General features: G+C 70.9%; 21 protein-coding genes. 5 read left to right on the plus strand and 16 right to left on the minus strand.

The genetic code is table 11. The annotated features are described in order from the left end of the window. Positions 1-62: 62 nt before the first annotated feature. A complete protein-coding gene (coaBC, locus tag ACFQ0P_RS00500) occupies positions 63-1,289 on the minus strand; it encodes a bifunctional phosphopantothenoylcysteine decarboxylase/phosphopantothenate--cysteine ligase CoaBC (protein WP_204979791.1) in 1,227 nt (408 codons plus the stop codon). Positions 1,290-1,336: 47 nt separating this feature from the next. On the opposite strand from coaBC, the gene ACFQ0P_RS00505 reads away from it, so the two are divergent. Beyond that, the gene (locus tag ACFQ0P_RS00505) at positions 1,337-2,053 is read left to right on the plus strand and encodes an NRDE family protein (RefSeq protein ID WP_204979792.1); all 717 of its coding nucleotides are present in this window, start codon (positions 1,337-1,339) and stop codon (positions 2,051-2,053) included. An 89-nt stretch (positions 2,054-2,142) separates the two neighbouring features. On the opposite strand, the gene ACFQ0P_RS00510 is transcribed toward ACFQ0P_RS00505, so the two are convergent. The 6 genes from ACFQ0P_RS00510 to ACFQ0P_RS00535 form a co-directional block, all read right to left on the minus strand. Further along, the gene (locus ACFQ0P_RS00510) at positions 2,143-3,006 is read right to left on the minus strand and encodes an aldehyde dehydrogenase family protein (protein ID WP_204979793.1); all 864 of its coding nucleotides are present in this window, start codon (positions 3,004-3,006) and stop codon (positions 2,143-2,145) included. After that, positions 3,003-4,445 carry an aldehyde dehydrogenase family protein gene (locus tag ACFQ0P_RS00515; protein WP_204979794.1) on the minus strand — a complete coding sequence of 481 codons (1,443 nt, stop codon included), beginning with the start codon at positions 4,443-4,445 and terminating at the stop codon, positions 3,003-3,005. The genes ACFQ0P_RS00510 and ACFQ0P_RS00515 overlap by 4 nt, the downstream gene beginning before the upstream one ends. A gap of 18 nt (positions 4,446-4,463) precedes the next feature. Then, complete coding sequence (gene deoC, locus ACFQ0P_RS00520) at positions 4,464-5,471, minus strand: deoxyribose-phosphate aldolase (RefSeq protein ID WP_204979795.1); 1,008 nt, start codon at positions 5,469-5,471, stop codon at positions 4,464-4,466. A 198-nt stretch (positions 5,472-5,669) separates the two neighbouring features. After that, positions 5,670-6,422 carry a hypothetical protein gene (locus ACFQ0P_RS00525; protein WP_204979796.1) on the minus strand — a complete coding sequence of 251 codons (753 nt, stop codon included), beginning with the start codon at positions 6,420-6,422 and terminating at the stop codon, positions 5,670-5,672. Beyond that, positions 6,419-7,393 carry a bifunctional riboflavin kinase/FAD synthetase gene (locus tag ACFQ0P_RS00530; protein ID WP_204979797.1) on the minus strand — a complete coding sequence of 325 codons (975 nt, stop codon included), beginning with the start codon at positions 7,391-7,393 and terminating at the stop codon, positions 6,419-6,421. Before ACFQ0P_RS00530 ends, ACFQ0P_RS00525 begins: the two co-directional genes overlap by 4 nt. After that, entirely contained in the window at positions 7,390-7,839 is a 450-nt protein-coding gene (locus tag ACFQ0P_RS00535) for a hypothetical protein (RefSeq protein WP_378770997.1), read from the minus strand. The genes ACFQ0P_RS00530 and ACFQ0P_RS00535 overlap by 4 nt, the downstream gene beginning before the upstream one ends. Positions 7,840-7,997: 158 nt before the next feature. Between ACFQ0P_RS00535 and ACFQ0P_RS00540 the strand changes: the two genes are divergently transcribed. Further along, on the plus strand, positions 7,998-9,074 hold the full coding sequence (locus ACFQ0P_RS00540; protein ID WP_204979798.1) for a peptidoglycan DD-metalloendopeptidase family protein: 1,077 nt from the start codon (positions 7,998-8,000) through the stop codon (positions 9,072-9,074). A gap of 3 nt (positions 9,075-9,077) precedes the next feature. Here the strand turns inward: ACFQ0P_RS00540 and ACFQ0P_RS00545 are convergent, their stop codons facing one another. The 3 genes from ACFQ0P_RS00545 to ACFQ0P_RS00555 are packed head-to-tail and all read right to left on the minus strand — an operon-like array spanning position 9,078 to position 11,016. After that, on the minus strand, positions 9,078-9,446 hold the full coding sequence (locus ACFQ0P_RS00545; protein WP_204979799.1) for a hypothetical protein: 369 nt from the start codon (positions 9,444-9,446) through the stop codon (positions 9,078-9,080). Next, positions 9,443-10,288 carry a tRNA pseudouridine(55) synthase TruB gene (truB, locus tag ACFQ0P_RS00550; RefSeq protein WP_204981470.1) on the minus strand — a complete coding sequence of 282 codons (846 nt, stop codon included), beginning with the start codon at positions 10,286-10,288 and terminating at the stop codon, positions 9,443-9,445. Before truB ends, ACFQ0P_RS00545 begins: the two co-directional genes overlap by 4 nt. Before the next feature lie 41 nt (positions 10,289-10,329). Then, the gene (locus ACFQ0P_RS00555) at positions 10,330-11,016 is read right to left on the minus strand and encodes a uridine kinase (protein WP_204979800.1); all 687 of its coding nucleotides are present in this window, start codon (positions 11,014-11,016) and stop codon (positions 10,330-10,332) included. A 60-nt stretch (positions 11,017-11,076) separates the two neighbouring features. On the opposite strand from ACFQ0P_RS00555, the gene ACFQ0P_RS00560 reads away from it, so the two are divergent. After that, positions 11,077-11,943 (plus strand): A/G-specific adenine glycosylase, encoded by an 867-nt coding sequence (locus tag ACFQ0P_RS00560; RefSeq protein ID WP_204979801.1) that lies wholly within the window; start codon positions 11,077-11,079, stop codon positions 11,941-11,943. A 3-nt stretch (positions 11,944-11,946) separates the two neighbouring features. On the opposite strand, the gene rbfA is transcribed toward ACFQ0P_RS00560, so the two are convergent. The 4 genes from rbfA to nusA form a co-directional block, all read right to left on the minus strand. Then, complete coding sequence (gene rbfA, locus ACFQ0P_RS00565; protein WP_204979802.1) at positions 11,947-12,378, minus strand: 30S ribosome-binding factor RbfA; 432 nt, start codon at positions 12,376-12,378, stop codon at positions 11,947-11,949. A 55-nt stretch (positions 12,379-12,433) separates the two neighbouring features. After that, positions 12,434-15,178 carry a translation initiation factor IF-2 gene (gene infB / locus ACFQ0P_RS00570; RefSeq protein WP_204981471.1) on the minus strand — a complete coding sequence of 915 codons (2,745 nt, stop codon included), beginning with the start codon at positions 15,176-15,178 and terminating at the stop codon, positions 12,434-12,436. A gap of 112 nt (positions 15,179-15,290) precedes the next feature. Continuing rightward, positions 15,291-15,542 (minus strand): YlxR family protein, encoded by a 252-nt coding sequence (locus ACFQ0P_RS00575; RefSeq protein WP_204979803.1) that lies wholly within the window; start codon positions 15,540-15,542, stop codon positions 15,291-15,293. Between the two features lie 153 nt (positions 15,543-15,695). Further along, positions 15,696-16,685, minus strand: a complete 990-nt coding sequence (nusA, locus tag ACFQ0P_RS00580; protein ID WP_204979804.1) for a transcription termination factor NusA — start codon at positions 16,683-16,685, stop codon at positions 15,696-15,698. 134 nt (positions 16,686-16,819) lie between these two features. Between nusA and ACFQ0P_RS00585 the strand changes: the two genes are divergently transcribed. Further along, complete coding sequence (locus tag ACFQ0P_RS00585) at positions 16,820-17,653, plus strand: DUF1206 domain-containing protein (RefSeq protein ID WP_204979805.1); 834 nt, start codon at positions 16,820-16,822, stop codon at positions 17,651-17,653. Between the two features lie 66 nt (positions 17,654-17,719). Continuing rightward, the gene (locus tag ACFQ0P_RS00590; protein ID WP_204979806.1) at positions 17,720-18,241 is read left to right on the plus strand and encodes a pyridoxamine 5'-phosphate oxidase family protein; all 522 of its coding nucleotides are present in this window, start codon (positions 17,720-17,722) and stop codon (positions 18,239-18,241) included. Positions 18,242-18,295: 54 nt separating this feature from the next. On the opposite strand, the gene ACFQ0P_RS00595 is transcribed toward ACFQ0P_RS00590, so the two are convergent. Continuing rightward, entirely contained in the window at positions 18,296-19,354 is a 1,059-nt protein-coding gene (locus tag ACFQ0P_RS00595; RefSeq protein WP_204979807.1) for an LOG family protein, read from the minus strand. A gap of 46 nt (positions 19,355-19,400) precedes the next feature. Then, positions 19,401-21,197 carry a proline--tRNA ligase gene (locus ACFQ0P_RS00600; RefSeq protein WP_204979808.1) on the minus strand — a complete coding sequence of 599 codons (1,797 nt, stop codon included), beginning with the start codon at positions 21,195-21,197 and terminating at the stop codon, positions 19,401-19,403. Positions 21,198-21,220: the final 23 nt, after the last annotated feature.

Genomic DNA, 21,220 nt, shown 5'->3' on the forward strand with positions numbered 1-21,220 from the left:
CCTTCGAGAGTAATTCGTCGGGCGCCCGAGACCGAGAACCACGCCGCGCGACCGCGGCCCGGTCACACGGCTTCGGACCGGATGCCGAGCACGGCGTCCCACAGCGCGTCGGCGACCTCGCGCTTGCTGCCCGCGGCGGTGGCGATCACGTCTCCCGCGGCGGCGAGCAGGACGACCTCGTTGCCGTCGGACTCGAAGCCCTCCGACCAGCCCACCCGGTTGACGGCGAGAACATCGGCGCCCTTGCGCGCAGCCTTGCGGCGACCGCGATCGAGGAGGGTCTCACCGTCGACCGGCGTCTCGGCGGCGAACCCCACGACGGTCTGGCCCTCCGGCCGTTCGCGCACGAGCCGCGCGAGGATGTCGTCGTTCTCGACGAGGTCCAGCGTGAGGCGGGTTCCGTCCGCGGCGTCCTTCGACAGCTTGGCGTCGGAGACCTCGGCCACCCGGTAGTCGGCGACCGCCGCGGCCATGACCACGACATCCGCCGACGCCGCCCGTTCGCCGACCGCTTCGGCCAGTTCCGCGGCGGTTCCGGCGCGCGTCACGCCGACCCGCGGGTGAGCGGATGCCGCAGCCAGCACGCCCTCGTCGACGTGAGCCGCGATCAGCGCGACCTCGGCCCCGCGGTCCGCGGCCGCGAGCGCCACCGCGATCCCCTGCTTGCCGCTGGAGCGATTGCCGATGAAGCGCACCGGATCGATGGGCTCGCGCGTGCCGCCGGCCGTGACGACCACGCGCAGTCCCGACAGGTCGGCCGGCGGGCCGGCCACCACGGCCAGCGCCGCGGCGACGATCGCCTCGGGCTCCGACATCCGTCCTGGGCCGCTGTCGCCGCCGGTGAGCGCACCGTCGTCGGGGCCCACCAGGACCACGCCCCGCTCGCGCAGGGTCTCGACGTTGCGCACGGTCGCGGGGTGCCGCCACATCTCGGTGTGCATCGCCGGGGCGGCGACGACCGGCGCCGTGGTGGCGAGTAGGGTCGTGCCCAGGAGATCGTCCGCAAGCCCTGTCGCCATCTTCGCCAGCGTGTTCGCGGTCGCGGGCGCCACGATGACCAGGTCGGCCGACTGGCCGAGCGCAACGTGGCGCACGCGGGCCACGTCCTCGTGGACGGAGGTCGTGACCGGATTGCGGCTGATCGCCTCCCAGGTGGGCAGTCCGACGAACCGCACGGCGTCCGCCGTCGGCACGACGTGCACGTCGTGGCCCTCCTTGACGAGGAGGCGCACGACGTGCACCGTCTTGTAGGCGGCGATCCCGCCCGTCACTCCGACCACGACGAACATCCTCCGATCTTGGCACGACCCCGATCGGCGCAGACAGGAGAAGACCCATGTGCACCGTCGTCATCCGCGTTCCCGCAGACCCGGACGCGCCGACGCGGCTGCTCGCGGTCCGCGACGAGGATCCCGCGCGCCCGTGGAACCCGCTCGGCGCGTGGTGGCCGGAGCCGCACGCGGGCGTGGTCGGCGTGCGCGACGCGCGCGCCGGCGGGGCCTGGCTCGCGGCCGACGCGGAGTCGCGGCGCCTCGCGGTCCTGCTCAATCGTGCGGACGTCTCGACCCGGCCCGAGGACGAACTGGTCTCCCGCGGGGGGATCGTGCTCGACGCCGTCGCGGGCCGCCTGCCTGAAGGCGAGCCGGCGACGCACGGCTTCAACCTCGTCGACGTCGATCCTGCCGGCGCGCGTGTGCTGACGTGGGACGGCGAGCGGCTGCGCACCACGGCGCTCGAGCCGGGAACCCACATGATCGCGCACGACGACGCCGACGACGCCGGCACGCCGCGCATCGCACGGTGGCTGCCCGAGTTCCGTGCCGCCGAGCCGTCTGCCGACGGGGATTGGTGGATGCCGTGGGTCGAGGTGCTCCGCCGCTCGGCCGAACTCGAGCCGACCGACGACGAGGCCATCATCCGCGACAACCGCCCTCACGGGTATCCGACGCAGTCGCTGCTGGCGTGCGTCGCCTCGATCTCACCCGACGGGGTGGACGTGCACTACGGCGAACTCGACAGGCCCGGCCGCTGGGGCGGCCTCGAGCTCGTCTGACCTCGCCTCGCACTCGCAGGATCGCACGAGACTCGCAGGATGGCGCGGCGATGCCGCGAGATCGGAGCGATTCTGCGAAGCTCGCGAGGCTACACGAGGCTCTTCGTGTGCCAGACGGTCTTGGTCTCGGTGAACGCGGCGATCCGGTCGAGGCTCGGGGCGGCGGCATCCTTGCCCTGCTCGGGCGGCAGCACGCGCGTGAGGGTCTCGGCCGCCGCGATCTGCAGGTCGACCCACTCGATGTCGCCGGCGCCCACGAGGTCGAGCCCGTGCACGTCGGGATGAGACGCAAGCCACGGGGCGAGCTCGGCCGGCGAGCCGGTGAGCACGTTCACGACACCGCCGGGGACGTCCGAGGTCGCCAGCACCTCGGCGAGGCTGATCGCCGACAGCGGGAACCGCTGCGAGGCCACGACGACCACGGTGTTGCCCGATACGAGCGCCGGGGCGATCGTGGAGACCAGGCCGACCAGGGCGGTTTCCTGCGGGGCGATCACGGCCACGACGCCCGTCGGCTCCGGCACGGAGATGTTGAAGTACGGTCCGGCGACGGGGTTGCCGTTGCCGGCGACCTGCCCGAACTTGTCGCACCAGCCCGCGTACCAGACCCAGCGGTCGATCGCCTCGTCGACCTCGGCCTGCGCGGCCGAGCCGGACACCCCGGTCTGCTGCACGATCTCGTCGACGAACTGCGCCCGTCGGCCCTCGAGGAGCTCGGCCACCCGGTAGAGCACCTGACCGCGGTTGTAGGCCGTCGCTCCCGACCAGCCCTTGACGGCGCCGCGCGCGGCGAGCACCGCGTCGCGAGCGTCCTTGCGCGAGGCCAGGGCGGCATTGGCGAGGAAGTCACCCTTCGTCGAGAGGACCTCGTACGTGCGGCCGGACTCGCTGCGCGGGAAGGCCCCGCCGATGAACAGCTTGTAGGTCTTGGGCACGGTCAGTCGCTTGCTCACGCCGCTGCTCCCTTCAGGTACGCCAGGAGGCCATGACGGCCACCCTCCCGGCCGTAGCCGGACTCCTTGTATCCGCCGAACGGCGAGGACGGGTCGAATCGGTTGAACGTGTTCGCCCAGATCACGCCCGCGCGCAGGCGGTCGGCCACGGCGAGGATGCGCGAGCCCTTGTCGCTCCAGATCCCCGCGGAGAGCCCGTACGGCGTGTTGTTCGCCTTCTCGATCGCCTCCGACGGCGTGCGGAAGGTCAGCACCGAGAGGACGGGGCCGAAGATCTCGTCGCGCGCGATGCGGTGGGATGCCTGGACGTTCGTGAAGATCGTCGGGGCGAACCAGAAACCGCTGTCGGGGATGGCGCAGTCGGCGCTCCAGCGCTCGGCGCCCTCCTCCTCGCCGATGCGGCTCAGCTCGCGGATGCGGTCCAGCTGCTCGCGCGAGTTGATCGCGCCGATGTCGGTGTTCTTGTCGAGGGGGTCTCCGAGCCGCAGCGTGGACAGTCGCGTCTTCAGTCGATCGACGACCTCGTCGTGGATCGACTCCTGCACCAGCAGGCGGCTGCCGGCGCAGCACACGTGACCCTGATTGAAGAAGATGCCGTTGACGATGCCCTCGATGGCCTGGTCGATCGGGGCGTCCTCGAAGACGATGTTCGCGGCCTTCCCCCCCAGCTCGAGCGTGAGCTTCTTGTCGGTGCCGGCGACCGCCTTGGCGATCTCCCGACCGACCGGGGTCGATCCGGTGAACGCGACCTTGTTCACGTCGGGATGCCGCACCAGGGCGGCACCGGTGGCGCCCGCGCCGGTCACGATGTTCACGACACCCGGGGGCAGGTCGGCCTGCTGGAGGATCTCGGCGAAGATGAGCGCCGACAGCGGCGTGGTCTCGGCCGGCTTGATGACGACCGTGTTGCCGGCGGCGAGCGCCGGAGCGATCTTCCACGCCAGCATGAGCAGCGGGAAGTTCCAGGGGATCACCTGACCCGCGACGCCGAGCGCGCGCGGGTTCGGGCCGAGGCCGGCGTAGTCGAGCTTGTCGGCCCACCCGGCGTAGTAGAAGAACCACGCGGCGACCAGCGGGACGTCGACGTCGCGGCTCTCCTTGATCGGCTTGCCGTTGTCGAGGCTCTCGGCGACCGCGAGCTCGCGGGCGCGCTCCTGCACGAGGCGGGCGATGCGGAACAGGTACTTGCCGCGGTCGCGTCCGCTCATCTTCGACCACGTCCTGTCGTAGGCGCGGCGCGCGGCGGCGACGGCGGCGTCGACATCCGCTTCGCTCGCGGTGGCGATGGTGGCGATGTGCTTCTCGTCGGCCGGCGAGATGGTGGCGAAGGACTCGCCCGCGCCCGGGCGGAACTCGCCGTCGATGAACAGCCCGTACTCATCGCGCAGGTTCAGGATCGCGCGGGACTCGGGTGCGGGGGCGTATTCGAGGAAACTCATTCTCTTCTTCCCGGTGTCTCAGTCGATCGTCACGTAGTCGGAGCCCGAGTAGTGCCCGGACTTCAGCTTCTGGCGCTGCAGGAGGACGTCGTTGAGCAGGCTGGACGCCCCGTAGCGGAACAGATGCGGCTGCAGCCATTCCTCACCCACGGTCTCGGCGACGGTGACGAGGTACTTGATGGCGTCCTTCGATGTGCGGATGCCGCCGGCGGGCTTGACCCCGACCTTCTCGCCGGTCGCGCGGTGCCAGTCCCGCACGACCTCCAGCATCAGCAGGGTGACCGGGAGGGTCGCCGCCGGCTGCACCTTGCCCGTCGAGGTCTTGATGAAGTCGCCGCCCGCGAGGATGGACAGCCACGATGCGCGCTTGACGTTGTCGTAGGTGTTGAGCTCGCCGGTCTCGAGGATGACCTTGAGGGAGGCGTATGTGCCGTCCTCACGGCGGCAGGCCTCCTTGACCCGCGCGATCTGATCGAACACGAGTCCGTACCGGCCGGCCAGGAACGCGCCGCGGTCGATGACCATGTCGATCTCGTCCGCGCCGTGTGCGACGGCCTCGGCAGTGTCGGCCAGCTTGATCTCCAGCGAGGAACGGCCGCTGGGGAACGCCGTGGCCACGGCCGCCACGCTCACGCCGCCCTGATCCGGGTCACCGTGGGCCGAGCCCAGGGCCTCGACCGCGTAGGGGACCATGTCGCCGTAGACGCACACCGCAGCCACGCGCGGGCAGGTCGGATCCGAAGCATCCGGGTTCAGCGCCTTCGCGACGAGCGAGCGGACCTTGCCGGGGGTGTCGGCGCCCTCGAGCGTGGTGAGGTCGATCAGCTCGATGATCTTGTCGAGCGCCCACGCCTTCGACGACGTCTTGATCGACCGCGTGCCGAGTCCGGCGGCGCGCTGCTCGAGACCGACGGCGTCCACGCCGGGAAGGCCGTGCAGGTAGCGTCGGAGCGTCGTGTCGTCGGGTTCCCCTCCGAGCAGCGCGACGGCCCGTTCGGGCAGCGTCTGCAGATCGGTGCGGCTCATGGTGCTCCCTCTGTCGAATGTCGGTGCGGGTGGGACGGCTCACGAGATCCCGCGCCCGGCGGCGGGCCCGTAACGCGGCTCCGCTGCGATGCCGTCGACCGCCCTCGCGCCCCGGATTTGCGCGAACTTCCAGCTTACCCGCGTCGCGGGATCGATGCCGTGCACGGCTCGATCGTAGGCGCGCGAGGCGGGGCCGGTCTACGGCTCGGCCGCACCCGACGCCGAGGCGTCGCCGGTGCGGAGGAGATCTGCGACGAGCTCGTCCGGCGTGACCCCTCGCCGGGCGGCCTCGGTTTCGAGCTGGGCGATGGTGGAGGCAGAGAGCGGCCCCGTCGCCTGGTCGGCGACGACCTGGCGATCGCGCAGCAGGAGCGACAGCACGGGGACGACGATGGCTCCCAGCGCCGCGAGGATCGCGGTGATCCCGACGGCGCGAGAGTACGCCTCTCCCCCGGACAGGTTCACCCAGATGGGGTAGACCACGAGCGCGAACAGCAGAGCGAACAGAGCGAGGGTGACCACGAGACCGACGCGCACGGCGCGCTGGCGCCGATCAGCGAGCAGGAGCAGGAGGCTGGCGAACGACAGCGCGACGGATGCCGCGATGAACGTCCACAGCAGATCCCAGTAGAGCTCGGCGCGGAAGTCGGGCTGCCACCACACCGCGACGATGGAGAGTGCGGCGGCGAGGACCGAGACCACGGCGCCGATGATGCCGACCGTCTGAAGACGGCGGCCGAGCAGTGCGGCACAGCACAGCACCGCGACGCTGAACGCTCCGACGATCGCGGTCGTCGCCAGCACCTTCCAGGCCGGGTCGCCCAGCGACGCGCCGAGGAGGACGACGATCCCCCCGAGCGCCGCGAGGCCGAAGGAGACGATGATGACGCCGACGATCACCCGACGCAGAACGCTCGCGCGGGGCATCGTCGTCGGGGCGGCCTCCGTCATGTCAGCTCCTCACGCACCTTGACCACGTCGTCGGCCATCTGCTCGATGAGGGGTCCGATCCCCTCGAACGCGACCATACCGCGGATGCGCGCGACGAACTCGACCTCCACGGTGCGGCCGTAGAGATCGAGGTCGGTCTCGTCGAGGACGTAGGCCTCGACCTGTGGCACCGCGACGTCGTCGAACGTCGGGTTGGTCCCCACGCTGATCGCAGCCGGGTACCGGATGCTGCGGCGCGGGTCTCCCCCGCTGTCCGAGGTGTGCGCACCACGGTCGACGAGCCAGCCGGCGTAGACGCCCTCGGCGGGCACGAACCCCTCGAGATCGCGCGAGAGGTTGGCGGTGGGATAGCCGAGCTCGCGACCTCGCTTGAGCCCGTGCACGACTTCGCCGCGCACCGCGTGCGGTCGGCCGAGCAGCCGCGAGGCGCCCGAGACGTCTCCCGCGCTGAGGAGCTCGCGCACCCAGGTCGACGACACGCGGCGGCCCGCCTCGATCGCTCGCACGTCGTCGACGACGTCGACCTCGAATCCGAGTTCGACGCCGAGTTCGCGCAGGAGATCCGGGGTGCCGGCACCGCCGCGCCCGAAGCGGAAGTCACCGCCGACCATGACGATCGTCACACCCAGCGCGCCGACGAGGACGTGCTCGACGAACGCGCGGGCGTCGAGATCCGCCAGTTCGCGGTCGAAGGTGAGGAGGAGGCTCGCGTCCACGCCCGCCTGGGCGAGCAGGTCGAGCTTCTGCTCGACCCCCACCAGGCTGTCGGGGCAGATCTCCGGCCGAAGCAGCGCGAGCGGGTTCCTGTCGAAGGTCACGGCCACGACCCGCGCGCCGGCGGCTTCGGCATCCACTCTCGCCCGGTCGATCACCGCCCGATGACCCGAGTGCACGCCGTCGAACTTGCCGATGGCGACGACAGACGGACCGAAGTCGTCCGGCACCTCCGCGGGGTGGCGGAAGACGATCACGAGGCCACCGCGGCAGCCCGCTCAGTCTTCTGCCGGGCCCCTGGCCGGTGGGTCATGAGCCACCACAGACCGAAGAAGGGAAGCACGAGCGGCACGAACAGATAACCCAGCCCGAACCAGGACCAGACGCTCGGGTGCGCGAACAGATCGGGCAGCGCGAGACTGAGCGCGCCGACCACGAGCACCCCGACCAGCTCGAACACGATCGCGATCCAGGCGACGATATACCACGGTCGCGATCCCGCGAAGACGAGCGCGAGAGTGGCCACGATGTAGACGAGGGCGGACACGGCCGAGAGCGTGTAGGCGAGGGGCGCCTCGTCGAAGCGCTGCACGATCTGGACGAAGGACCGGCCCGTGGCTGCGAGCGCCATGATCGCGTAGACGACGACGAGCACGCGGCCGATTCCGGTCATGCGGGGGCGGGGTCGGGCGGGCGTAGTCATTGCGCGTCAATCCTAGTTGCGGCGTCGTGCGCTCGGTTCTTGCCGAGTCACATAAGTCACTTTGACCACATCAATAGACAGACACACCGATAAGTGACAATATTCACAGCACGGACCGACCGTCCTCCCCCGTCCGCCTCCCCTGCGAAGAGCACACCATGCGATCGATCCGCACTCTCCTGGTCGCGGGCGCCGCCGCCGCGGCGCTCGTCGTCGGCGCCATCTCCCCGACCGCCAGCGCTCTCCAGGGCGCCGTCACCGCGCCGTCCGTGCGTCCGGCGCAGGCCTCCACGTCTTCCGTCCCCGCGGCGACCACATTCCGGCTGCCTCTCGCCGCGAAGACGTACGGCATCTCGTCCTTCTTCGGTCCGCGCTGCATTCCCATCCAGAACGGAGGGACCGTGCACCGGGGGCTGGACATGGCCACGGCCGGTGGCTCGCCGATCTATGCGATCGCGGCAGGCGTCGTGACGGCCACCGTCGACGGCACCTCGTCTCGCGAGGGCTACATCTCGCTGCGCCACAACATCGGCGGGGTGGAGTACAAGTCGGTCTACATGCACATCTGGAATTCGACGACGCGCGTGAAAGTGGGGCAGACCGTCAGTGCCGGCCAACGGATCAGCGAGGTGGGCAGCAGCGGTGCATCGACCGGAAATCACCTGCACCTCGAACTGTGGCGCCAGACCTCCGCGGGATTCGTCGCCGAAGACCCCGCGGCGGCCCTGAAGCCCCGAGGCGTCGACCTGCTCGGGTCCGCGACCGGCATCTGGGCCAAGCCCACGCCCGCGACCTGCACGTATTACACGGTGGGCGGAGTCAACTTCCGTACCGGCCCCTCGACCAGCCACTCGATCATCCGCATGCTCCCGCTGGGCACCGCGGTGGTGCACGTGCCGGGCCAGCTGAACAACGGTTTCATCCCTGTGAAGGTCGGCACGCAGTCGGGGTGGGTCTCGATCTCTCTGGTCACTCCCACGAAGCCGGCAACGCCTCCGCCCGCACCGACTCCACCCCCGGCTACCCCGCCGACCACGACACCCCCGGCTGGGACGTACCAGACGACCGCACGGGCCAATCTCCGCACGGAGCCTTCGACGAGCGCGCCGCGGATCCTTCTCCTCCCCAGTGGCGCGAACGTCGGCACTGTCGCGGCTGCCAAGGGGGTCTGGCGCCAGGTGACCTACTCCGGCAAGACCGGCTGGGTGCACTCGGCCTACCTCGTCAAGCGCTGATCCTCACGCGATCTGGACGGTCCAGATCACGTGCATGCGCCACACCATGACGGCGACGGCGAGCGCGGCGATCCCCATGATGACCGTGCTCCACCGGCTGCGCTCGAGCAGCGCCCATGCGGCGCCCGCGATCGGCAGGAGCGCGGCGGAGACGAGGTAGACCCAGAACTCGAGCGCGCTGCCCGTCGGGGGATTGCCGACGAACGGAGCGATGATCGCGACGACGATCTGCACGATGAGGAGCAGCTCGAGCAGCGCAAGCGAGCCGACCGTGAGGTCGCTGGGGCGGCGGCCGGCCAGTCCGGCGATCACGCAGAGCAGTCCGGCAGCGACGGCGACTCCCACCTGAACGAGGGTGAACCACAGGATCATCCGGAAGCCTCCTCGGGCATGTTCATGACGCTCTTGACGTCCGCTCCCCTCGACCCGACCACACCCACGAGTCTCCCGTCGGGATCGATCGCCGCGGCGGGCTCGACCGACAGGCGGGGGGCCGCGCCGGTGAGGCGTTTGCCGTGGCGGAGGTCGCGCGCTTCCTCGGCGGTCACATCCAAGCGCCCGAGAACCGCGGCCGCGGCGGACGCCGGGCTCACGAGCGGCCGCCCGCCGACCGCGTCGACGGGCACCGCGTCGTCGACCGCGAAGGGACCGATGCGGGTGCGCCGGAGGGCGGTGAGATGACCGCCGGTCCCGAGGGCGTCGCCGAGGTCGCGCGCAAGCGAGCGGATGTAGGTGCCGCTGGAGCAGTCCACGACCACGTCGAGATCGACGACCGCGCCCTCGCGGCGCTCGGCGAGGATGTCGAACCGCGACACCGTCACCTCCCGCGCCTTCAACCGGACTTCCTCGCCCGCGCGCGCGAGATCGTACGCGCGGCGGCCGTCCACCTTGATCGCCGAATAGGTGCTCGGCACCTGGGCGATGCGCCCGGTGAGGGCCGCCACCGCCGTCCGGACGTCACGATCGTCGAGGGACGAAGCATCCGTCTGCGCCACCACCTGCCCGTCGGCATCGTCGGTGTCGGTGGAGACGCCGAGCCGGATTGTCGCCTCGTAGGTCTTGTCGAGGCCCACGATGAACGTGAGCAGGCGCGTCGCGCCTTCCACCCCGAGGACGAGCAGACCGGTCGCCATCGGGTCGAGGGTGCCCGCGTGCCCCACCTTGCGGGTGCCGAGCGCGCGGCGCGCGCGGGCCACGACGTCATGCGACGTCATGCCGCCCGCCTTGTCGACGAGGCCGATGCCGGCAGCGACGGTCAACGCGGCGCCCGATCCACGCGGCGGGGATGGGCGAGGTCGGCGTTGTCGACGACGGCGGATGCCGCGGCCACCGGATCCGCCTCGCGGAGGTAGAGCGCCTGTCCCTGACGGTACCGGGCGTTCGAGGGCGCTTCGGGGTCGGGATCGCTGCCGTCGCGCTGCGCGAGACGGCGAGCCGCCACCGCGGGGGTCACGTCGAGCCAGACCGACCAGTCCCACAGGTCGCGAAGCTCCGGCCGGTGGAGGAAGATGCCGTCGACCACGAGCACCGCATCGCGCGGCGCGGTCACCCACTGCGCCTCGACGGGCGCGTCGCGGGCGGCGTCGAACGCGGCGAGCTGGAAGCCGGTCGCGCCGGAAGTCTGCGCGCCGTCCCGGAACGGGTCGATGAGCACGCGGCGGAAGGTCGCGTAGTCGTAGGAGTCGCGGTAGAAGCCCTCGGGGCTGTGCCGACCGCGGAGGTACCGCTCTGCGCGCGGGCGGTGGAACCCGTCGATGCCGGCCCGGTAGACCGCCGCGCCGGTCTCGGCGAAGGTCTCGGCCAGACCGTCCGCGAACGTGGTCTTCCCCGCCCCGTCGACACCGTCGACGGCGACGATCACGCGCCCGCCGGGATACTGCCGGCGCACCTCATCGCGCAGTTCGCGCCACAGTGTGGTGACGGGGGTGATGGGCAGGCGCATGCTCCCAGCCTAGAGCCGCGCGACGGACCCTCTCGGTCGCGCGCGCCTAGGCTGAACTCCATGCCCGACCTCGCCACGCCGCTCATCGCGTGGTATCGAGAGAACGCCCGCGACCTCCCCTGGCGTCGCCCCGGATTCGGAGCATGGGGCACGCTCGTCAGCGAGTTCATGCTGCAGCAGACGCCCGTCAGCCGCGTTGTGCCTCACCTCGAGGCGTGGCTCGAGCGGTGGCCCACACCCTCGGCGCTGGCGGCGGATGCTCCGGCCGAGGCCGTGCGCCAGTGGGCGAACCTCGGCTACCCGCGACGCGCCCTGTGGCTGCATCGCGCGGCCGTGGAGATCCGCGACCGCCACGGCGGCGTCGTCCCGCGCGACGTCGACGCACTCCTCGCGCTCACCGGGATCGGCGACTACACAGCCCGGGCCGTGGCGGTCTTCGCGTACGGCGATCGGCACCCTGTCGTCGACACCAACACACGTCGCGTGCTCGCCCGCGCGGTCGAGGCGCGAGCGCAGCCCGCGCCTCCGGCGCGGCGGGACCTGGCCGCGATGGAGGCGGTGCTCCCCGAAGCAGACGCCGACGCGGCGGTGATGAATGCGGCGGCGATGGAGCTCGGCGCAACCGTATGCGTCGCCCGCTCGCCGCGCTGCGACGTGTGCCCGATCTCCGACCGCTGCGCGTGGCGCGCCGCGGGGTACCCGGACACGGGGGACAACCGGAGGCGTCAGGCCCGGTACGAGGGCAGTGATCGGCAGGCGCGCGGCGCGGTGCTGAGGGCGTTGAGGGATGCTCCGGCTCACCGGGTGGCGCTGACCGACGTCGCCGCGGACTGGCCGGACGCCCTTCAGCGCGATCGCGCGATCGACTCGCTCATCGCCGATGGCCTGGCCGAGGCGTCCGAGGGATACCTGAGCCTGCCGACGTGAGCGTCAGTCCTCGTCGTCCTCGCGCGGCTTGACGTACGGGTCGGCGTCACCCGCGTACGTCGCCGACGAAGCCAGCCCCGCGACAGCCGCGTCGCGCTCGCGCGCTTCGCGCAGCAGGTCGGCGATGTGGTCGGCGTTCTCGGGGATGGCGTCGGGGATGAACTCCAGCGACGGCGTGAGGCGGACGTTGAGATGCTTGCCGAGCTCCGAGCGCAGCATCCCGGTCGCCGACGCGAGCGCCTGCGCCGACGCGGTGCGCTCCTCTTCGGTGCCGAGCACGGTGTAGAACACCGAGGCGTGCTGGAGGTCGCCGGTCACCCGGACGTCGGTGATCGTCACGAAGCCGAGCCGCGGGTCGCGCAGACCCTTCTCGAGCCGCTCGGCGAGGATCACGCGGATCCGGTCGCCCAGTCGTGCCTGACGTTCTCCGGCCATGTTCGTTCCTTTCGACAGGTGAGGGGCGCCGCGTGGCGCCCCTCACCGTTTGCGATCAGCCGCGAGGCTTCTCGACCATCTCGGTGGTCTCGATCTCGTCGCCCACCTGGATGTCGTTGTACTTGCCCAGGCCGATACCGGCCTCGAAGTCCGTGCGGACCTCGGTGACGTCGTCCTTGAAGCGGCGCAGCGACTCGATCGCCAGGCCGTCGGCGATGACCACGCCGTCGCGGATGACGCGCGCCTTGGCGTTGCGCGTGATCGTCCCCGAGCGCACGATGACACCGGCGATGTTGCCGAACTTCGAGGAGCGGAACACCTCGCGGATCTCGGCGACACCCGACTGGACCTCTTCGTACTCCGGCTTGAGCAGACCCTTGAGCGACTGCTCGACATCGTCGATCGCGTTGTAGATGACCGAGTAGAACCGGACGTCCACGCCCTCGCGGGCGGCGCGCTCGCGTGCCTTGGTGTCGGGGCGCACGTTGAAGCCGATCACGATCGCGTTGTCGATCGTGGCCAGGTTGATGTCGGACTCGGTGATCGCACCGACGCCGCGGTGAATGATGCGCAGCTGGACCGAGTCGTCGACCTCGATCTTGAGGAGCGACTCCTCGAGCGCCTCGACGGCACCCGACACGTCGCCCTTGATGATGAGGTTGAGCGACTCGACCTTGCCCTCTTCGAGAGCGCGGGTGAAGTCCTCGAGCGAGATGCGCTTGCGGGCCTTCGCCAGCTGCGCGTTCCGCTCGGCGGCCTCGCGCTTCTCGGCGATCTGACGCGCCGTGCGGTCCTCCTCGGTCACGATGAACGTGTCGCCGGCCCGCGGCACCGAGTTCAGACCCTGCACCTGGACCGGACGCGAGGGGTAGGCCTCGTCGACCGCGTCGCCGTTCTCGTCGATCATGGCGCGCACGCGGCCGTAGGCTGTGCCCGCGACGATCGCGTCGCCGACGCGCAGCGTTCCGGACTGGATGAGCACCGTGGCCACCGAGCCGCGGCCCTTGTCGAGCTTCGCCTCGATCGCGACGCCACGGGCGTCCTTGTTCGGGTTGGCGGTGAGGTCCAGGCCGGCGTCGGCGGTGAGGAGCACCGCGTCCAGCAGCTCCTGGATGCCGGTGCCCTGGCGGGCCGAGACATCCACGAACATCACGTCACCGCCGTACTCCTCGGCGACCAGGCCGTACTCGGTCAGCTGCTGGCGCACCTTGGCCGGGTTCGCCTCGGGCTTGTCGACCTTGTTGACGGCGACCACGATCGGCACGTTGGCGGCCTGCGCGTGGTTCAGGGCCTCGACCGTCTGCGGCATGATGCCGTCGTCGGCCGCGACGACGAGGATCGCGAGGTCGGTCACCTGGGCACCGCGGGCACGCATGGCGGTGAACGCCTCGTGACCGGGGGTGTCGATGAAGGTGATCGCGCGCTCGATGCCCTCGTGCTCAGTCCACACCTGGTAGGCACCGATGTGCTGGGTGATGCCGCCGGCCTCGCCCGCGACGACGTTGGTCTGCCGGATCGCGTCGAGCAGTCGCGTCTTACCGTGGTCGACGTGGCCCATGACGGTTACCACCGGGGGCCGGATCTCGAGATCCTCTTCGCTCTCTGCCTCCAGCTCGGCCTCGAGGTCGAGACCGAAGCCCTCGAGGAGCTCTTTGTCCTCATCCTCGGGCGACACCATCTGGATCTTGTAACCGAGCTCTTCGCCGAGCACCTCGAAGGTGGCCTCGTCGAGGGACTCCGTGGCTGTGGCCATCTCACCGAGGTTGAAGAGGATGGTGACGAGCGTGCCGGGCTGGACGGTGTAGCCGTTCAGAGCCTCGAGCTTGTCGGCGAAGTCGGCGATGGATGCGCCGCGGCGCAGGCGGATGATCTCGCCGTTGCCCTTCTGGACGTTGACACCGCCGACGACGGGCGCCGACCGCATCTCGAATTCCTGCCGCTTCGCGCGACGCGACTTGCGCTGCTTCGACTTGCCGCCGCCCTTTCCGAAGGCACCCGCGGTACCGCCGCCGGGACCACGACCACGGCCACCGCCGCCGCCGGGACGACCGGCGAAGCCGCCGGGTGCGCCGCCGGGTGCGCCGGGACGCTGGAAGCCACCGCCCGCGCCGCCGGGACGGCCGGGGCCGCCGGGACGCTGCTGGAAGGGCGCACCGGGACGACCGCCGCCGCCGGGACGACCCGCGCCGCCCGGACGCGGGGCGCCGGGACGCGGGGCGCCGGGGCGCGGAGCCTGAGGACGCGGGATGTTGCCGGGCGTGGGACGCTGGCCCATGCCCTGCGCGGACGCGAAGGGGTTGTTGCCCGGGCGCGGACCGGCCGGACGCTGGCCCATGCCCTGCGCGGACGCGAAGGGGTTGTTGCCCGGGCGAGGTGCACCGCCGGGGCGAGGAGCGCCGGGGGTCGGCGCGCCGGGCTTCGGACCGCCGGCGGCGGGAGCGGCGCTCTCCGCGGCGGGTGCGGGCTTCGCCTGCGCCTCGGGAGCGGCCGGGGTCTTCGCTTCGGCTGCCGGAGCGGCCGGGGTCGCGGGCGCGGGCGTGCTCGACGCCGGAGCGGGAGCGGGGGCCGCCGGAGCCGCCGGGCGGGCGGGGCCGGGACGTGCCGCGGGTCGCGCGGGTGCGGCGGGCTTGGCGCCTGCTGCGGGCGCGGCGACACCGTCAGCCTCGAGGGCAGCACGCAGCTTGCGGGCCACGGGGGGTTCGATGGTCGACGAGGGGCTCTTCACGAACTCGCCGAGCTCCTTGAGCTTGGCGAGGGCGACCTTGCTGTCGACACCGAGTTCGGAAGCGATCTCGTGCACGCGTGGTTTGGCGTTTGCCACAATTCTCCTGTCTGGGGTCCACCCAGACAGGGCAGACCGCTAGTTGCGGACGGGTCTCATTTCGAGCCGTTCACTTTGTTTCCATAGCCGTTCAGCCTTTTCGCTGGATGTGCTGTTCGATGGTCTGCGTGTCAAGCGGGCCTGACACACGCAATGCCCGTACGAACGCCCGGCGCCGGAGTGCGGCATCCACGCATTCGCTCGTCTCGTGCACCCACGCGCCCCTCCCCGGCAGCACCGCTCGCTCGTCGGGGACGAGGACGGAGTCGATGGCGACCACCCTCAGGAGGGCGGAGCGGGAGGCACGTGTGCGGCATCCGACGCACGTTCGTACTGATTCCATTCTATACCCCGAGGGACGATCCCCCGGACCCCCTCTCCCATACCCCGAGGGATGATCCCCCGGACCCCCTCTCCCATACCCCGAGGGACGATCCCCCGGACCCCCTCTCCGACACCCAGCGTCCGATCGCACGCCGACAACGTCGGCGACCGGTCAGGCATCCTCCAGGATGCTGTCGGGCTGGATGTCGATCTTGGCGCCCGTGAGCTTGGCGGCGAGGCGGGCGTTCTGGCCCTCCTTGCCGATAGCCAGCGAGAGCTGGTAGTCCGGCACGAGCGCGCGCACGGCCTTGCTCGAGGCGTCCAGAACGAAGCTGGAGGTGACCTTCGCGGGCGACAGCGCGTTCGCGACGAACTTGGCCAGCTCCGGGTCGTAGTCGACGATGTCGATCTTCTCGCCGCCGAGCTCCTCCGTGACCGCGCGGACGCGTCGTCCGAGCTCACCGATGCACGCCCCCTTGGCGTTGATGGTCGGGTCGTTGGCCTTGACGGCGATCTTGCTGCGGTGCCCGGCCTCACGCGCGAGGGACACGATCTCGACGAGGCCCGCCGCGATCTCGGGGACCTCGAGGGCGAAGAGCTTGCGGACGAGGCCCGGGTGCGTGCGCGACACGGTGATCTGCGGCCCCTTCGTCCCCTTCGAGACCGACGTGACGTACACCCGCAGGCGCGAGCCGTGCGCGTACTCCTCGCCGGCGACCTGCTCCTCGGGAGGGAGGATGGCCTCGACCGTTCCAAGATCGACGTGCACCATTCGCGGGTTGGGTCCCTGCTGGACGACGCCGGCGACGATGTCGCCCTCCTTGCCGCGGAACTCCCCGAGCACCGCGTCGTCGGCGATGTCGCGCAGCCGCTGGCTGATGACCTGCTTGGCGGCGAACGCGGCGATGCGACCGAAGTCCTCGGGAGTCGATTCCTCTTCGCCGATGATGAGGCCCTCGTCGTCGAGCACGGGGACGAACACCGACACGTGCCCCGTCTTTCGGTCGAGCTCGGCGCGTGCGCCCTCCGGAAGCTCGCCCGTGGGCGACGTGTGCTTGGCGTACGCGGTCAGGATGGCCTGCTCGATGATCCGCACGAGTTCGTCGAAGGGGATCTCCTTCTCACGCTCGACGGTCCGCAGCAATCCGAGATCGATGTCCACTCTGGCCTCCGTATTCAGCTCTCACCGGCGCATCCAGCCGCCGGAACCCTCCTACGTTACCGGATGCCGCGGCCCGCGACGCTGGGAAGCCGCTGGCCACGCGCGGCCACCCGGGTCCGCCGTAGTCTGATCCGATGGCCGCATCCACACCCCGATCCGCCGCGAGGACGGCGGCGCGGGAGGCCGAGTCGAGCGCGGCGTTCGAGGTCCTGGCGCGAGCGGGCTACGCCGCCAACGGCATCGTCCACATCCTCATCGGGGTCCTCGTGCTGGTCCTGGCGTTCGGCGGCGAGGCCGAGGGCGATCAGGCCGGGGCGATGAAGGCGCTCGCGGCGGCTCCGCTGGGCTTCGTGCTGCTCGGGCTCTGTGCCGTCGCGCTGTGGGCGCTCGGGCTCTGGCATCTGGCCGAAGGAGTCCTCGCGCGCGATCGCTCGGACGACGTCCAGGGCGCCGCCCGCAAGTGGGGACGCCGCGCCGCCGAGTGGGGACAGGCGCTCGTCTTCGTCGCCCTCGGCGTCATCGCCGCCGCTGTCGCGCTCGGCGCCCGCCCCGACGCCGAGGCGACCGCCGAACTCGCCAGTCGCGGGCTGCTCGACGTCCCCGGCGGTTCGATCGTGCTCGCGCTCGTGGGAGTCGGGGTCGGCGCGGGCGGCGTGTCGTTCGTCGTGATGGGGGTGCTGCGGAGCTTCCGGAAGCGCATGGACATCCCCGACGGCACCGCCGGGCGGGCTGTCGAGATCGCCGGCGTCGTGGGCTTCGTCGCGAAGGGCGCCGCGCTCCTGATCGTCGGCATCCTCCTCGTGATCGCCGCCGTGCGCACGGATGCCGAGACCGCCGGGGGCATGGACGGCGCCATCGACGCGCTCCTGGAGCTCGCCCTGGGACCGCTCCTGGCGGGGGTCGTCGGGGCGGGGCTGCTCGCCTACGGTGTCTTCACCGTCTTCCGGGCGCGGTTCGCGCGGATGTGACGTAGGGCGCAGCATCCGTCCTGTCAATGCCTTGCCGCCGCGCGCTCGCGGGAGGAGCGTCGGATCATGGCAGAGACCACACCCAACGAGATCGGCGGCACCGAGGCCATCGCGCGCGTCAAGGAGCTCGTCGAGGACATCGACTTCACGATGCTCACGACGACGGATGCCGCGGGCAACCTCGTCAGCCGGCCGATGAGCACGCGGCAGATGGACGACTCGGGCGACATCTGGTTCTTCACCCTGGAGCACACGAAGAAGGTGGACGAGGCCGAGAGCGATCCCCAGCACGACGTCGGCCTGTCGTACCTCGACGCGAAGGACCACCGCTACGTGTCGGTGGCCGGACGCGCCTCCGTCGTGCGCGACCGCGCGAAGATGGAGGAGCTCTACTCCCCCGACCTCGACATCTGGTTCGAGAACGGCCTGGACACCCCCGACATCGCCCTCCTTCGGGTGACCCCGGTGGAGTGCGAGTTCTGGGAGCCCGCGCACGGCAAGCTCGTCACCGCCGCGGGGATGCTCAAGGCACTCGTCACGAAGGACACTCCCGACGACACCATGCGGCACGGCCGCGTGAGCTGCTGACGGCGCGGATCCGGAGCGGGCTCAGCCGCGGTGAACCCGGGCGACCACACGCGGTCAGACCGCGCGGGGTTCACCGCCGGGGGCGCTGCCGAGTGCGTTGACGGCGCGGATCAGCCGATGGAGCGATCCGACCTGCACCGGGGCCAGGCGCAGCACCAGCCGCGGCATCCCCGCGCGCGCCTCGTCGTCGGCCTCCGCGGGAAGCGCCGACGAGCGCTCGATCCGGCCCGACGTGAGCAGAGAGCCGAATTGCTCGTTCAGACGGGCGACCTCGGCATCCGTCGGCTCGGCACGCAGGCGCAGCACGAGGCGGTCGCCGACCCACCGCAGCGAGTCGTAGTTGCGCCAGAACCCGGTGATCTCCGCAGCCGCATCCTCGACCGAGTCGGTCAGCAGAAGCCGGTCGAAGTCGTCGGGCGAGATGAGGCCGGATGCCGCGAGCTGCTCGTCGGCGAAACGCTCGAGCCCGCGCCAGAACGTTCCTCCCGGCCGATCGAGGAGGACGATGGGTGTCGGCTCGGCCTTGCCGGTCTGCTGCAGGGTGAGCAGCTCGAACAGCTCGTCCAGCGTGCCGAAACCTCCGGGCACGCACACGAAGCCGTGGGACTCCTTGACGAGCATCAGTTTGCGCGTGAAGAAGTACTTCATCGCGACGTTGCGCGAGTTCTCGGCGATGACAGCGTTGGGGCGCTCCTCGAAGGGCAGCCGGATCGACACCCCGAGCGATCGCTCGGACCCCGCGCCCTCGGCGGCCGCCTGCATGATGCCCGGCCCGGCGCCGGTCACGACCATCCATCCCCGCTCGGCGAGCGCAGCGGCCACCTCGGAGGCGGCGCGGTAGACGGGGTCGTCCGGCCGCGTGCGCGCAGAGCCGAAGATCGTCACTTTCGGCACGCCGGCGTACGGCGCGAAATGCCGGAACGCTGCTCGCATCTCGGCGAGGGCGGCCGTCGTGATCTTGAGGTCCAGCCGACTGGCGCCGTCGAGCCCGAGGCCGACTCCCGTCGCCAGGATGCGCGCGATCAGGTCGGTGTTCTCGGTGATGCCCGCGTCGGCGATCACCGCACGCAGGTCGGCCGTGACGGCGGCCGAGACGGACGTGTCACGCGACATGCCTCCACCCTGCCACGTCAGCGGAGGGCGAAGGCGGGTGTGCGGCTCAGCCGCGCAGCCGCGCGACCGCGTCTTCGACCGAGACGACCTCTCGCTCGCCCGAGCGGCGGTCCCACAGCTCGACCTGGCCGTCGGCGGCACCGCGTCCGACGATGACGATCCGCGGCACGCCGACGAGCTCGGCATCGCCGAACTTGACGCCGGGCGAGACCTTGGGCCGATCGTCGTAGAGCACGTCGAGACCGGATGCCTCGAGCTCGGCCGATACGCGTTCCGCCAGCTCGAACGCCACGGCGTCCTTGCCGGTCGCGACCACGTGCACGTCGAACGGCGCGACGGACGCGGGCCACACCAGCCCGCGCTCGTCGTTGTTGAGCTCGGCGAGGATCGCGAGGATGCGGGTCACGCCGATCCCGTACGAGCCCATCGTCACGGTGACGAGCTTTCCGTTCTCGTCGAGCACCTTCAGGCCCAGCGTCTCGGCGAAGAACCGGCCGAGCTGGAAGACGTGGCCGATCTCCATTCCGCGCGCGAGCTCGACGGGCCCCGACCCGTCCGGGGCGGGATCGCCGGCGCGGACGTTCGCGACCTCGACGAATCCGTCGCCCGTGAAGTCTCGACCGGCGACGAGCGTGTGCACGTGCTTCTCGTCGATGTTCGCGCCCGTGATCCACGCCGTGCCGTCGACGACGCGCGGGTCGAGCAGGTAGCGGATGCCGGTGGCCGACTCCTCCCCCAGCACGGGGCCGCTCTCGGACCACGGCCCGATGTAGCCCTTCACCAGCAGCGGGTGGTTCTCGAAGTCCTGCTCGGTCGCCGCTTCGACGGCGGCCGGGGCGAAGGCGACTTCGGCGCGCTTGTCGTCGACGTCGCGGTCACCCGGGAGGCCGACGATCACGAGTTCGCGCGTGCCGTCGAGGTGGGTGAGCGCGAGGACGACGTTCTTCAGCGTGTGCGCGGCCGTCCACTCGGTCGCGCCGTCGGTCGCGGGGCCGGCGATGCCGGACGCGGGAGCGGCGAGGTGCGTGTTGGCGTGGTCGACGAGCGTCTGGATCGTCGGTGTGTCGGGCGAATCGAAGATCACGGGGGCGCCTATTCCGTCGAACGGGATCGCACCGGGAGCCGTGGTCGTATACGCCTCGACGTTCGCGGCGTACCCTCCCTCGGACCGCACGAAGGTGTCCTCGCCGACGGCGATCGGGTGGAGGAACTCCTCGGACCGTGCCCCGCCCATGAGCCCGTTGTCGGCCGCGACGATGACGTATTCGAGCCCGAGCCGCTGGAAGATGCGCTCGTAGGCGTCGCGCTGCGCCTGGTACGAGGCATCCTGCCCCTCGTCGGTGTAGTCGAACGAGTAGGCATCCTTCATCGTGAACTCGCGCCCGCGCAGGAGCCCGGCGCGGGGGCGCGCCTCGTCGCGGTACTTGTCCTGGATCTGGTAGATCGACAGCGGAAGGTCCTTGTAGGACGAGTAGAGATCCTTGACGAGAAGGGTGAACATCTCCTCGTGGGTGGGCGCGAGCAGGTAGTCGGCACCCTTGCGGTCGTGGAGGCGGAAGATGCCGTCGCCGTAGGACGTCCACCGGCCGGACTGCTCGTAGGGCTCGCGCGGCAGGAGCGCCGGGAAGTGCACTTCGTACGCCCCGGCGTTCGTCATCTCATCGCGGATGATGCCCTCGATCTTCGCCTTGACCCGAAGGCCGAGCGGGAGCCACGTGAAGATGCCCGGCGCAGCGCGGCGGATGTAGCCCGCGCGGACGAGCAGACGGTGGCTCGTGACCTCGGCATCGGCCGGGTCCTCACGGAGCGTGCGGAGGAAGAAGTGCGACAGACGGGTGACCACGAGGGTCAAGTCTAGGGCGGGCG

The sequence above is a fragment of the Microbacterium insulae genome, assembly GCF_042677065.1.
GTDB classification, from domain to species: Bacteria; Actinomycetota; Actinomycetes; order Actinomycetales; family Microbacteriaceae; genus Microbacterium; species Microbacterium insulae.